This window comes from Glycomyces salinus (assembly GCF_016428645.1).
Taxonomy (GTDB): Bacteria; Actinomycetota; Actinomycetes; order Mycobacteriales; family Micromonosporaceae; genus Glycomyces; species Glycomyces salinus.
In genome coordinates this window covers 1-12,279 of record NZ_JAELXW010000107.1, presented here as the reverse complement: position 1 = coordinate 12,279, position 12,279 = coordinate 1, and the positions used below count along the sequence as shown (strand labels likewise).

The following is a 12,279-nucleotide window of genomic DNA, read 5'->3' as shown; positions in this document are numbered from 1 at the left end:
GGGGGTCACTCAAGGGCGAACAGCGAGTATCCGTCGATGTTGTCCGGAGTGATCAGGACGCAGTCCACGGCCTGCTTCTCCTGGTCGGCACCGGTCTCGCCCGTGGTGAGGTAGCTGTCGAGCTGCTCGACGAGCATGTCGGTGGCCGTCACGATCGGCTGGAGGACGGTGCCGAGGAGCTTGCCGTCCTCGATCGCCTCGACCGCGTCGGGCGAGCCGTCGAAGCCCATGACGAGGATGTCCTCGCCGGGGACGAGCCCGGCCGACTCGATGGCGGCGACCGCTCCGAGGGCCATCTCGTCGTTTCCCGAGAGCACCCCGTCGATGTCGGGGTGGGCCGTCAGCAGGTTCTGCATGGCCTGGTAGCCCTCTTCGCGGCTCCAGTTGGCGGTCTCCCGCTGCAGGAGCTCCATGTCGGTGTACTGGGCGAGGGTCTCCTCGTAGGCGGTCGACCGCACCGGGGCGTTGTTGTCGGTGGGGTTGCCGTATAGCTCGACGTAGGTGCCCTCGCCGCCCATCTGCTCGGCGAAGTACTGGGCTCCGGCGGCGGCCCCCTGGGCGTTGTTCGCCACGATCTGGGAGATCGCGGTGCCCTCCTCGTTGATCTCGGCGTTGATGAGGAAGACCGGGATGTCCGCCTCGGTGGCGCGCTCGACGGCGCCGATGGACTCGTCGGCGCCGGCCGGGTCGAGGACGATGGCCACCGCGTCCTGGGAGATGGCCGCGTCGATCAGCTCGTTCTGGCGCTGCGGGTCGTTCTCGTGCTGGAAGACGTCGGTCTGGTAGCCGAGCGCTTCGAGTCCGGTCTTGGCGGTCTCGGCCTCGGTGTCCCAGTAGGGGTTGGCCAGTTCGACGGAGATGATCGGGACGTAGCCGCCCTCGACTTCCGCCGCGTCGGGCCTGGGGCCCTCGTCGTCTCCGGAGTCGCCGCCGTCCCCGCACGCCGCCGTCGCGGCGAGGACCATACCGGCGACGATGCCGGCTATGAGCTTGCGATTCATGGTGATTCCTTCCTTATGGGCAGTCGTTGAGAGGCTGGTTCAGACTCCGGAGGCGGCACTGGCCGCCGCCTTGTCGTCGGCGGGCTGCTTCGCCGCCGCCTCACCCGGACCGGACCTGCCCGATCCGCTCCGGGTGCGGTTGAGCCGCTGCTGGAACTGGTCGAGGGCCACTGCGGCGACGATGACCGCGCCGGTGATGACCATCTGCCAGAATTCGGAGACTCCGACGATGACGAGGCCGTCGGTGAGGAAGCCGATGACGAAGGCGCCGATCAGCGTTCCGCGCACCGTGCCTCGGCCGCCGGAGAGTGCCGCGCCGCCGATGACGACCGCGGCGATGGCGTTGAGCTCGTACATCTGCCCGGTCTGCGGGGTGGCCGCGGTCAGTTCCGAGGCGAGGATGAGGCCGACGAGCGCGGCGCACATCCCGGAGATGACGTAGACCGACCGCACGACGCGGTTGACCGGGACGCCGGAGAGCTCGGCCGCGCGCTGGTTGCCGCCGATGGAGTACAGCCAGCGCCCGAAGGGGGTGCGGGTGAGCAGGATCGCGACGACGACGGCGACGCCGATCATGATCCACACGCCCATGGGGATGCCGAGGAGGCGCCCGTTGCCGATCACCGAGAACCCGGTGTTGCCGAGTTCGGGTTCGCCTTGCAGCTGCGGGAAGGTGCGGCCGTCGGCGATCAGGAGGGCCGCGCCGCGGGCCATGTACATCATGCCGAGGGTGGCGACGAACGGCGCCACTCTGAATCTGGTGACCATGACGCCGTTGACGTATCCGGCCAGGGCGCCGACGGCGACGGAGACGACGACCACGACCCACACGGCCGGGTAGGCGACGATGTCGAGCAGGGAGAGGTCGAGTCCTTGCAGCAGCGATCCGGCGACGACGCCGGAGAGTCCGACGGTCGAGCCCACGGACAGGTCGATGCCCCCGTGGAGGATCACCAGCAGCATGCCCAGCGCGAGCACCGCGTTGAAGGCCACGTGCCGGGTCATGGAGATGAGGTTGGTCGTCGTCAGGTAGTGGTCCGACAAGGACGCGAAGATGACGATGATGAGGACGAAGGCGATGAGCGCCCGTCCTTCGAGGAAGACCGTGTTCCAGTCGATCTTCCCGCCGCGGGCCCGGAAGCGTCCCGCTCCTGCCTGAGCACTCACTGGGATGCTCCCATCTGGTTCTGGGCCGATTCGTCGGCCAGGTCTGCGTTCTCTCCGGAGGCGGCCATGACGGTGTGCCGGTCGACCTCGCGGGGGTCGAACTCGGCGACCAGGCGCCCCTTGTGCATGACGATCAGGCGGTTCGAGCCGTTGATGGCCTCGCCGATCTCGCTGGTGACGTACAGGACGCCGAGCCCCTGCTGCGCCTGCTGGGCGAGCAGCGAGTAGATCTCGGCTCGGGCGCCGACGTCGATGCCCCGGGTGGGCTCGTCGAGCAGGAGCACGGTCGGCTCGGTGAGCAGCATCTTGCTGATCACGGCCTTCTGCTGGTTCCCGCCCGAGAGGGAGCCGATGGGTGCCTTCGGCGAGGAGGTCTTGACGCGGGTCTTGGCCAGGCCCTCGTCGATCCGCCGGTCCTCGATGCGGCCCGACAGGAATATCCCGCGCATGAAGTCGCCGATGCTGGCCAGGGAGATGTTCCGGCCCACCGACAGCTGCGGGACGAGCCCGTCGCGCTGGCGGTCCTCGGGGACCAGCCCGAGGCCGCGGTCGATGCGGTCGCGGACGTTCAGGCGCCCGATGTCCTCGCCTTCGAGGGACACCTTGCCGGAGACCACGGGCATGCGCCCGGCGACGGCCTCCATGAGCTCGGTGCGGCCGGCCCCCATGAGGCCGTAGAGGCACACCACTTCGCCGGCCCGCACTCGCAGCGAGACGTGGTCGACGACGTTGCGCTCGGGGGCCTGCGGGTCGGCGACGACGAGGCCCTCGACCTCCAGTACGGCCTCGCCGGGGTTCGGGGCGAGGTCGGCGAAGACCTCCTCGTCGGCGGCGCCGACCATCTTCTCCACGACCCAGCCGAGGTCGATGTCGGCCGCCTCGGCCTCGGCGACGAGCTCGCCGTCGCGGAAGACGACCGCGCGGTCGGTGACGTGCAGGGCCTCCTCGAGGTGGTGGGAGATGTAGACGATCGCCACGCCCTCGGACTTGAGGTCCTCGATGACCTTGAAGAGCACCTCGACCTCGTTGGCGCTGAGCGCCGAGGTGGGCTCGTCCATGATCAGGACGCGCGCGTCGGCGGCCAGGGCCCCGGCGATCTCGACGATCTGCTGCTGGCCCAGGCGCAGGTCGGCCACCTTGACGGCGGGATCGAGGTCCTCCTCGAGGCGCTCCATCAGCTCGCGCACCACCTTGTCCTCGGCGGCGAAGTCCACCGAACCGAAGGGGGTCAGCAGTTCCCGGCCGAGGAAGATGTTGTCGCGGACGCTGAGGTTGGGGGCGAGGTTGAGCTCCTGGTGGATGATGGCGATGCCGTGGTCGAGGGCGTCGTCGGAGGAGGCGAAGCGGATCGGCTCGCCGTCGAGTTCGAGGGCTCCCGAGGTGGGCCGCTCGACGCCGGAGACGATCTTCATCAGCGTCGACTTCCCGGCCCCGTTCTCGCCGAACAGCGTGGTGACCCGGCCGCTGCGGATCTCGAAGTCGACGCCCTTGAGGGCCTCGACACCGCCGTAGCGTTTGGTGATGCCGGTGGCTCGCAGCACGACGTCGGTGGACGGCGGGGCGCTGACCTGTGCGGAGACCATCAGGCGACCTCCACCTGGACAGGCGTGACGAGCCAGGCTCCGCCCGGGGCGTACGAGAACGTCCCGGTCACGGTGGCGGTGCCGCCCTCGATCGACGCGGTGTCGATCTCGGCGAGCACGCCGTCCCGCACGTGCGTGTTCAGCTCGGCGGCCACCGACTGGTACTCCATCTGGTTGGTGAAGCTGCCGAGGCGGACGTCTCCGGTGACGTCGCGCAGGGCCGAGCCGTTGACGACCGGTCCGAACTGGACGATGACCTCCACGCCGTCGGGGAGCCCCTCGACCTCGACCGGCGCGGTTCCGGTGACCTCGTCGACCTCGCCGACGACGCCCTCGAAGGACACCGGGAACGCCCAGGCCGAGGTGTCTCCGGCGCGGGCGCCGTACTCCTGGCCGGCCGCGTCGAGGTCGGCATCGACGGCGGCCGCGAGTTCGGCGGCGGGCACGGCCCGCTCCGCGACGTTCTCGGCGATCTCCTCGAAGTGCTCGTCGGCGTACTCCTCGGCGCTGAACTCCGATTCGCCGGCGCTGGCGGCCTCGTCGGTGCTCATCACCTTGACGTCGAGGGCCATGCCGACGAGCAGGGCCGCGAGCGCGAGCGGCAGCACGATCCGGTTGACGTTGCGCAGACGGCGCCTGCGGGCGCTGCTCTGCTGTGACATGCTCTGTCTCCTCTCGATTGATGGGGCCTCGTCCTCAGAGGAGGACGCGAGAGGCGGTGTCGCCCGGTCGGATCTGGAGCTTGCGGCCCTCGCCCTTGCGGAACAGCTCCAGCGCGCGGGGGTAGTCGTCGAGCGTGAAGGAGTGGCTGATCATCGGCCCTGGGTTGATGGCTCCGGCCTCGAACATCTCCACGGCCCGGCCGAAGGAGTTCAGGACGGCCATGGTGCCGACGATGCTGATCTCGTCGCGGTAGACGCGGAAGGGCGAGTAGTCGGCGGTGGCCTCGGCCGGGGCGACGCCGAAGTGCTGGAAGGTGCCTCCGGCCTTGACCCTCGGCAGGGCGTCCTCGATCGCGGGGATGGCGCCGGTGCAGTCGACGACCACGTCCCACTTGTCGCGCTCAGCCTGGTCGGCGCCGGTCAGCACGTGCTGGATGCCGAGTTCGCTGGCGGTCTCGAGCCGTTCGGCGTTGATGTCGACGATGGTCACGCTCGCCGCTCCGGCGCGCGGCGCCAGTTGGGCCATGAGCAGTCCCATGGTTCCGGCGCCGTAGACCAGGTAGTGGTCGCCCATGCGGCGCGGCAGGAGGTCGTAGCCGCGGATGGCGCAGGCGAGGGGTTCGATGAGGGCCGCCTCGTAGAGGTCGGTCTCCGGGCGCAGTCTGTAGACGTTCGAGACCGGGGCGACGAACCGCTCCTGGGAGGCGCCGTCGGAGGCGACGACGCCGAGGCCGTTCCACTCCCTGCACAGGTTGGACTTGCCGTTGGCGCAGAACTCGCAGGCTCCGCAGGTGGTGGACGGGTTGACGGCCACGTGGTCTCCGGGGGCGAAGGCGGTCGCCTCCGAGCCGACGCCGACGACCACGCCGGTGGCCTCGTGTCCGGGGACGAGGGGGTAGACGGTTCCTTCGAACTCGCCGTCGAAGACGTGGGTGTCGGTGCCGCACACGCCTACCGCGGCGGTCTCGATGACGACGTCCTTCGGCCCGGGGGTGGGTTCGGGGCGGTCGACCTGGGTGAGCTTGCCTGCCTCCTCGAAGACAACTGCTCGCATGACACATTCCTCCGTTGGCTTGGTCATTGAGAGGCAAAGGGCGACTATGCCGTACACGCCCTGGTCAACCCGGTGCCTCATGCTTCACGCTGACACTTCTTGTTAAATCTAACATCGAGCTATCGTGCCCCATGTGATTTCTGACGTTACACAGCGCGATTCGTATTGTCAATCGGCACCACTGACGTTAAGAACTTGTTATAAACGTGATGTCCGGGGGCCGGGAGGGCACGCGAAAGCCCCCCGTCGCGGGACGGGGGGCGGACCGCCGAACGGCGGCGAAGCGGGAGTGGGTCCGGTCCGGCTAGCCGACCGGGAAGTCGAAATAGGTGTCGGGGAACGGCTCGTCTTCGAGGGTGTAGTGCCACCACTCGCAGTCGTAGGGGCGGAACCCGCAGGATTCCATGACCGAGCGGAGGTGCCGCCGGTTTCGGTCCTCGGCCCGGGTGATCCCCTCCGCGCCGTGGTGCGAGATCGGATCCATCAGGTCGTGGTCACCGCCCATGGCGGCCGGTTCGCCGGTGCCCAGGTGGTAGAGCGTCAGGTCGACGGTGCCGCCGCGGCTGTGGCCGGACTTGGCGGCGATGTAGCCCCTCGCGAGCATCTCGCTCCGGCTGATGTTCGGGTAGTGCCGCCGCTTCGTCCGCCCGTCCTCGGGAAGCTCCGTCCACCGCAGGAAGCAGTCCACGGCGCGCTGCGGGCGGTAGCCGTCCCACAGGAGCAGACCGAAGCCGTACGACGCGGCCTTCTCCGCCGCACTGACCAGGGCCGCGCACAGGGCCCGCGTCCCGACGACCCGATCGACCAGGTACCCGTCGACCGGTCTGCCGGTGAAGTTGTCCCCAGTGGCGTACTTGGCGTCCCACCGTATTCCGGGCACGAACTCGTCGACGAAGACGAACTCATCCTTCACTGGAGCCTTCCCGTCAACGCCGACGACACCATCCGATCGATCACCTCGGCGGGCGGGAGGCCGGCGGCCGCCATCATTCTCGGATAGCGGCTGTACGATGTCTGGCCGGGGAAGGTATTGACCTCATTGAGGACCACTTGCCCGTCGTCCTTGAGGAACATGTCGACCCGCGAGATCCCGCTGCAACCGAGGGCGCGATAGTCGGCCTCGGCGGTCTCCCGAACGAGTGACCGATCGGCCTCCGGAATGTCGGCGGAAACGGTTATCGTCGAATTCTCGGAGCCGCTCTCGGGGTCGCTCTCCTGATGGATCTTGAAGAACCCGTGCGAGAGGGAGATCCGATCGACCTCGCCGACGATCGGATCCGGATCGTTTCCCATTATCGCGCAACCGATCTCGCTTCCGACGACCGCCTCTTCGATCAACACCTTGGGATCATACTTTCTCGCGGTATCGATCGCAATCGGCAGTTCCTCCTGCTGAGACACCTTGCCGACGCCGAAAGACGAGCCCGAACGGGCCGGCTTGACGAAGACCGGGAAGGCGAGTCCGTCGAGGTCGACCTTCTCGTCTGAGGTGACGGTCCGGAAGTTCGGCGTGGCGACCCCCGCGCTCCGCGCGACGATGCAGGCCAGGGACTTGTCCATGCACACGGCCGAGCCCTGTGCGTCGCAGCCGGCGTAGGGGATGCCGGCGAGCTCCAGCAGGCCCTGCACCGCACCGTCCTCGCCGAGCCGGCCGTGCAGGACCGGCAGCACGACGTCCAGGCCGATCGTCTCGTACTCGCCGTCACCCAGGAGAGGAGTCCGCCCACGCCGGGATCGGGCGACAGGACCGCCGTGCGTCCGCCGCCCTCCCAGTCCGCGCCGGAACCGTCGCAGAGCACCCAGGCGCCGCGCTCCGTGATCCCTATGTAGATCGGATCGTATTTCCGGGTGTCGAGGTTCCGCGCGACCTCTTGGGCGGACTTGACCGAGACGTGGTGCTCCTCGGAGCGGCCGCCGAAGAGGACTCCGAGTTTCGGCCTATCCATGCCGATTCCTTCTTTCGAACTTCAAGCAGTTGACGATGGTGTTCTCGACCGTGTCGCGCAGGGCACGATCGGTGTAATAGGCGGTGTGCGGGCTGATGACGTCGCTCTGCCGGATCAGCTCATCGAGGCGCACGTAGTCGGCGGCGGTCTTGACGCGGTTGTCGCAGGCGAGGATCCGGCAGCCGAACCCCCGCAGCCTGCCGACCACCGCGGCGCCGATGCGGCCGGTGCCGATCACTCCGACGGTGAGATCGCGCAGTTCCCTCCCGCGCGCCTCCTGCAACCGGTAGTCGTGGACGTCCGCTCGGCGGACGGTCGACTTCGCGTTCCGCACCGCCATCAGGATCATCATCGGCGTGTAGTCGGCCACGCCGTCGGGCGAGTAGGCGACGTTCTCCACGGTGATGCCGACGCTCGCCGCGTATTCGACGTCGATGTGGTCGAATCCGACGCTCCGCGTCGAGACGTACTCGACTCCGGCTCTGCTGAGCGCCAAGAGCGTCGCGTCCACGATCCGGGTCTTGTGGCCGACGCTGACGCAGCGGTTTCCGGACGCCGACTCGATGTTGCCTTGCGACACCGGCGCCTCGGTGATCGTCGGGGACACGCCGAATCGAGGAGCGAACTCCCGGAACAGAGCGGCCTCGTCGCGCTCGCAGCCGTAGACCGTGACTCCCGTCGTCGGTTCGTCGGGCGAGCGGCCAAGGCCCGGCGCCCGTGTTGGATCGCTGTAGGTCATGGCCCGATTGAAGACGGGACGCCGTTGCCATGGCGTATCCGGATTTCGATATGCCGACGATAAGTCGCCGACCAGCGATAGTCACCGTGGTCACTTCGGTTTGCATCCTGTACCCGGGTACGGGTTTACGGTCGGCGCCCAGAGCGAACAGGCCGTGCGCAAGCCGGCACGCATCGGCCGACGCCCCCGCGCGGCGCAACCTCGCGTGGGTGCCGGCCGATGCGTGCCGACTGCCGAGCGCGGAGCAGCCGCTGCGCCTGGCCGAGTTCGAAGACCTGTTCGCCACTGCCGTCACCGGCCTCGACCGCCTCGATTCGACCAGACTGCGCCTGGACCTGTCCCCCGACCCGGACACCGCGTCCCGGGTCGCCGCCCTGTCGGTGCCGAGACCGACTGCTGCGGCTTCTTCACCTTCGCCCTCACCGCCGCCGAGGACGCCCTCAGCCTGGAGGTGTCGGTACCGCAGGGCCGAGCGGGCGTGCTCGACGGCTGCGCCAGGGCCTCGACTGGCCGCGCAGATCGAGGCCCGCATCGCCGACCTCGAAACCGTCGCCGAAATGCTGCGCGCGGCCCTGACCGCCGGTTGCGACGACCCCGAGACGTGCGCGGCCACCCCCGAATGCCCGCTGCCGTTCCCCTCCCCCGGATCCCGACCGTGAGCAGGGCCGGGATGCTAGCGTCACGGCCGTGGACCTAGCCCGATCGATCCTGCTGTTCGCGCTGGCGGCCCTCGCCGAGATCGGCGGCGCCTGGCTGGTCTGGCAGGGCGTGCGAGAGCATCGCGGAATCCTGTGGATCGCCGCAGGTGTCATGGCCCTGGGCGCCTACGGCTTCGTCGCGACCTTCCAACCCGATCCCCATTTCGGGCGCATCCTGGCCGCCTACGGCGGCATCTTCGTGGCCGGTTCCCTGGCGTGGGGCATGGTCGTCGACGGCTTCCGACCCGACCGCTGGGACTTCATCGGCGCCGCGATCTGCCTGCTCGGCGTCGCCGTCATCATGTACGCGCCCCGCGGCTGACCGGCACGGAGTATCGGCGGCGTATCGAAAACTCGATACGCGCCGGCAACATCGCTTCGCATTAGCTGGAGGCATGACCTACAGCGAATCCAGCTCCGCGGGCATGCCCCGCACATCGACTCCCGTGGCGGTCGGGCATGATCCCGATCAGTCTCGGCGAGATCGCCGCGGTCGTCGGCGGGACCGTCAAAGGCGACGGCGGCATGACCGTGGCCGCTCCGGCCGTGCTCGACGGTCGGCGGGCCGAACCGGGCGGCCTGTTCGTAGCCTTCTCCGGCGAGCGGGTCGACGGGCACGACTTCGCCGATCAGGCGGGTCGGGCCGGCGCGGTGGCCGTGCTCGGTTCCCGGCCCACGTCGCTGCCGACCGTCGTCGTCGGGGACGTCCAAGCCGCGCTCCAGCGCCTCGCCGCGCATGTCGTGGCCCGGCTCCACGACGGGATGACCGTGGTCGGGCTGACCGGCTCCCAGGGCAAGACCAGCACCAAAGACCTGCTGGCGGCCGTGCTGTCGAGCGCCGCTCCGACCGTCGCCGCGGCCGACTCGTTCAACAACGAGATCGGCGTGCCGATCACCATGCTGCGCGCCGACGCGGCGACCCGCCACCTTGTCCTCGAGATGGGCGCGCGCCACGTCGGCGACATCGCCGCGCTCGCCGGCTTGGCCGCGCCCGATGTCGCGGTCGTGCTCAACGTCGGCCAGGCCCATCTCAGCTATTTCGGGTCGCGCGAGGCGATCGCGGAGGCCAAAGGCGAGTTGGTGCGGGGCCTGGCGTCGGGAGGGACCGCCGTGCTCAACACCGACGACCCCAGGGTGGCCGCCATGCGCTCGCTCACCGACGGCCCGGTGGCGACCTTCGGCCGGTCCGCGCACGCGGACGTGCGGGTACTCGGCCTCTCGCTCGACCGGCTCGGCCGACCGTCCTTCGAACTGCGCACCGCTGACGCCTCGGCCCCGGTCACGCTGCCGCTCGTGGGCGCCCATCAGGCCCTCAACGCGGCGGCCGCCGCCGCGGCCGGGCTGGCGGCCGGTGTGCGCCTCGACGTGGCCGCGGCCGCGCTCGCCACGGCGTCGCTGTCGAAGTGGCGCATGGAGCTGAGCGACCTCCCCTGCGGGGCGACCATGCTCAACGACTCATACAACGCCAGTCCAGACTCGGCCCGCGCCGCCTTGGACGCGCTGGCGGCGATCGAGGGCGGATGCCGCATCGCCGTCCTCGGCGAGATGCTCGAACTCGGAGAGGACAGCGAGGCCGAACACCGCGGCATCGGAGAGTACGCCGCCTCCCGGGCGGATCTGGTGGTCGCGGTCGGTGAATCGGCCCGACCAATCTCCGAAGGCGCGGGAGAACAGGCGATGGCACTGGCGGACAACACCGCCGCCGTCGACTGGCTGCGCGGCCGACTCGCCCCCGGCGATGTGGTGCTCGTCAAGGCATCGCGGGCCGCGAACCTGGACGAGATCGCCGCGGCGCTCTCGTAGTGGTGCGGGGAAGACGGTTCTAGTTCGAATATGAAGAGAACTGCACCTTCAAATGGGCTGTCAGCCTCAGTGCGCGGATACGCTCGCGAACATACGGTTCAGGCATGGAAACTGTTGAGGATCCAGTCGCCCCGGGCCGCTTCGGCCTGTTCTGTCGGGACGCCGAGTCATGAACAGCCGGACGCTCCTGGTCACCAACGATCTTCCGCCTCGCCGAGGCGGAATACAGACCTTCGTGCAGGGCATGGCGTCACGTCTTCCGGCCGAAGACCTGGTCGTCTACGCGTCGACCTCGCCGGGCTGGGCCGAGTTCGACGCCGCTCAACCGTTCACAGTGGTCCGCGAACGCCACGGCCTGCACGGCAAACCGGTGATCGTGTGCGTCTCTCACCTGGTGCCCCGCAAGGGGCAGGACAAGCTCATCGGCGCTCTCCCGCACGTGCGCGCACAGACCGGCCAGGATGTGCGACTGCTCATCGTCGGACACGGCCCCGACGAACGCAGGCTGCGTACACAGGCTCGCGCCCTCCGCTTGGAGCACGTGGTGACCTTCACGGGGGCGGTTCCGGAATCCGAGCTGGCTCGGCATTTCGCGGCGGGCGACATGTTCGCGATGCCGTGCCGCACCCGCCATCGAGGACTGGATGTCGAAGGTCTGGGCGCGGTGTTCATGGAGGCGGCCGCGAGCGGGCTGCCGGTTATCGCCGGAGACTCGGGCGGCGCGCCCGACACCGTGTTGCACGATCAGTCGGGGTGGGTCGTCGACGGCCGCGACGTCGGCGAGATCGCTTATCGGCTCACGCAGGTCCTCACCGATGCGCCGCTGGCGCGCAAGTTCGCGGCCGCGTCCCGGCAGTGGGCGTGCCGGGAGTGAACCTGGGACCGGCAGGCCGAACGGCTCGAGGCGATGCTCTACGGCGAGACCGTGTGAGCTGCGTTCATATTCGGTGGGCGTAGGGCGGCAGCCCTGCTCCTGAAACTATGCAGGAATGCTAGCTGTACTGCCGAGAGGTCGCGAACGCGGCGGGCGTTGGCGGCGGTGGCGGGAGTGCGGGCCGGTGGCTGTCGCGCTGACTCGGTGGAGTCGGGGTTCGAGCAGGCGGCGACGAGCAATGCGGGTGATCGGGCCGGGTTGATGTTCGGCTCTCGGGTCGGTTTCGGTGGGGCTTCACCCGGGCGGCGATGGTGTGGTGTGGGAGGCGGGTTGGGGTGGCTTGCCGGGTGTGGGCATGGCGAGGGCCCGAACCCCATCGAGTGGGTTCGGGTTGGTGTGTCGTGTGTGTGCTGGCCCCGCCGCGGGTGCCTCCCGCGGCGGGCGGGGTAAGAAGGGCGGGGGTCCGGGGTCGGAGCGTGTTGCGGTGCAGGCGGGCTCGGGAGGAGAGTCCTGCTCGGGTTCGGGTGTGTCCGGGGAGGATTGTTCGGGTCCTGAGCGCGGTCGGGGTGCGGTGGTTCGTTCGGGTCCTGAGTGCGGTTCGGGTTCGGGTCCCGGTGTTCGCGTTTCGGTGGTCTCGGTGGCTTCGGTGGCTTCGGTGGTGAATCGGGCTCGTGCTTGGGCGCGTGCGGCTTTGGCGGCGGCCCAGGCGGCGTCGGTTTCGGCCTGTTCGGCGGCGCGGTTGAGGTCGTCTT

Annotated in this window: 11 protein-coding genes and 1 pseudogene; 4 read left to right on the top strand and 8 right to left on the bottom strand. The window is 69.1% G+C overall.

Annotation, left to right across the window (positions count from 1 at the left end; translation table 11 throughout):
- Positions 1 to 5: 5 nt before the first annotated feature.
- The 8 genes and pseudogenes from JFB92_RS21160 to JFB92_RS21125 form a co-directional block, all read right to left on the bottom strand.
- The gene (locus JFB92_RS21160) at positions 6 to 1,001 is read right to left on the bottom strand and encodes a D-ribose ABC transporter substrate-binding protein (RefSeq protein ID WP_199043285.1); all 996 of its coding nucleotides are present in this window, start codon (positions 999 to 1,001) and stop codon (positions 6 to 8) included.
- 39 nt (positions 1,002 to 1,040) lie between these two features.
- Positions 1,041 to 2,168, bottom strand: a complete 1,128-nt coding sequence (locus JFB92_RS21155; RefSeq protein WP_199043283.1) for an ABC transporter permease — start codon at positions 2,166 to 2,168, stop codon at positions 1,041 to 1,043.
- Positions 2,165 to 3,754 (bottom strand): sugar ABC transporter ATP-binding protein, encoded by a 1,590-nt coding sequence (locus JFB92_RS21150; protein WP_372451670.1) that lies wholly within the window; start codon positions 3,752 to 3,754, stop codon positions 2,165 to 2,167. Before JFB92_RS21150 ends, JFB92_RS21155 begins: the two co-directional genes overlap by 4 nt.
- On the bottom strand, positions 3,751 to 4,413 hold the full coding sequence (locus JFB92_RS21145) for a DUF2291 family protein (protein WP_199043281.1): 663 nt from the start codon (positions 4,411 to 4,413) through the stop codon (positions 3,751 to 3,753). Before JFB92_RS21145 ends, JFB92_RS21150 begins: the two co-directional genes overlap by 4 nt.
- Before the next feature lie 34 nt (positions 4,414 to 4,447).
- Positions 4,448 to 5,467 (bottom strand): zinc-dependent alcohol dehydrogenase family protein, encoded by a 1,020-nt coding sequence (locus tag JFB92_RS21140; protein WP_199043280.1) that lies wholly within the window; start codon positions 5,465 to 5,467, stop codon positions 4,448 to 4,450.
- A gap of 304 nt (positions 5,468 to 5,771) precedes the next feature.
- Positions 5,772 to 6,380: a D-Ala-D-Ala dipeptidase VanX gene (gene vanX, locus JFB92_RS21135; protein WP_199043279.1), complete on the bottom strand. Its 609-nt coding sequence runs from the start codon at positions 6,378 to 6,380 to the stop codon at positions 5,772 to 5,774.
- Positions 6,377 to 7,413, bottom strand: a pseudogene (locus JFB92_RS21130) (D-alanine--D-alanine ligase family protein). The gene vanX and the pseudogene JFB92_RS21130 overlap by 4 nt, the downstream one beginning before the upstream one ends.
- Positions 7,406 to 8,152 (bottom strand): NAD(P)-dependent oxidoreductase, encoded by a 747-nt coding sequence (locus JFB92_RS21125; protein ID WP_199043278.1) that lies wholly within the window; start codon positions 8,150 to 8,152, stop codon positions 7,406 to 7,408. The pseudogene JFB92_RS21130 and the gene JFB92_RS21125 overlap by 8 nt, the downstream one beginning before the upstream one ends.
- A 209-nt stretch (positions 8,153 to 8,361) precedes the next feature.
- On the opposite strand from JFB92_RS21125, the gene JFB92_RS21120 reads away from it, so the two are divergent.
- From JFB92_RS21120 to JFB92_RS21105, 4 genes are all read left to right on the top strand, one after another.
- Positions 8,362 to 8,811: a hypothetical protein gene (locus tag JFB92_RS21120; protein ID WP_199043277.1), complete on the top strand. Its 450-nt coding sequence runs from the start codon at positions 8,362 to 8,364 to the stop codon at positions 8,809 to 8,811.
- A 28-nt stretch (positions 8,812 to 8,839) separates the two neighbouring features.
- Positions 8,840 to 9,172 carry a YnfA family protein gene (locus tag JFB92_RS21115; protein ID WP_199043276.1) on the top strand — a complete coding sequence of 111 codons (333 nt, stop codon included), beginning with the start codon at positions 8,840 to 8,842 and terminating at the stop codon, positions 9,170 to 9,172.
- Between the two features lie 137 nt (positions 9,173 to 9,309).
- The gene (locus JFB92_RS21110; protein ID WP_199043274.1) at positions 9,310 to 10,653 is read left to right on the top strand and encodes a UDP-N-acetylmuramoyl-tripeptide--D-alanyl-D-alanine ligase; all 1,344 of its coding nucleotides are present in this window, start codon (positions 9,310 to 9,312) and stop codon (positions 10,651 to 10,653) included.
- Positions 10,654 to 10,822: 169 nt separating this feature from the next.
- Positions 10,823 to 11,527, top strand: a complete 705-nt coding sequence (locus tag JFB92_RS21105) for a glycosyltransferase (protein ID WP_199043272.1) — start codon at positions 10,823 to 10,825, stop codon at positions 11,525 to 11,527.
- Positions 11,528 to 12,279: the final 752 nt, after the last annotated feature.

Bases quoted from the DNA above. Each gene is read 5' to 3' on its own strand.
- JFB92_RS21160 (WP_199043285.1), bottom strand. From the start codon at position 1,001: ATGAATCGCAAGCTCATAGCCGGCATCGTCGCCGGTATGGTCCTCGCC.
- JFB92_RS21145 (WP_199043281.1), bottom strand. From the start codon at position 4,413: ATGTCACAGCAGAGCAGCGCCCGCAGGCGCCGTCTGCGCAACGTCAAC.
- JFB92_RS21140 (WP_199043280.1), bottom strand. From the start codon at position 5,467: ATGCGAGCAGTTGTCTTCGAGGAGGCAGGCAAGCTCACCCAGGTCGAC.
- JFB92_RS21125 (WP_199043278.1), bottom strand. From the start codon at position 8,152: ATGACCTACAGCGATCCAACACGGGCGCCGGGCCTTGGCCGCTCGCCC.
- JFB92_RS21110 (WP_199043274.1), top strand. From the start codon at position 9,310: ATGATCCCGATCAGTCTCGGCGAGATCGCCGCGGTCGTCGGCGGGACC.
- JFB92_RS21105 (WP_199043272.1), top strand. From the start codon at position 10,823: ATGAACAGCCGGACGCTCCTGGTCACCAACGATCTTCCGCCTCGCCGA.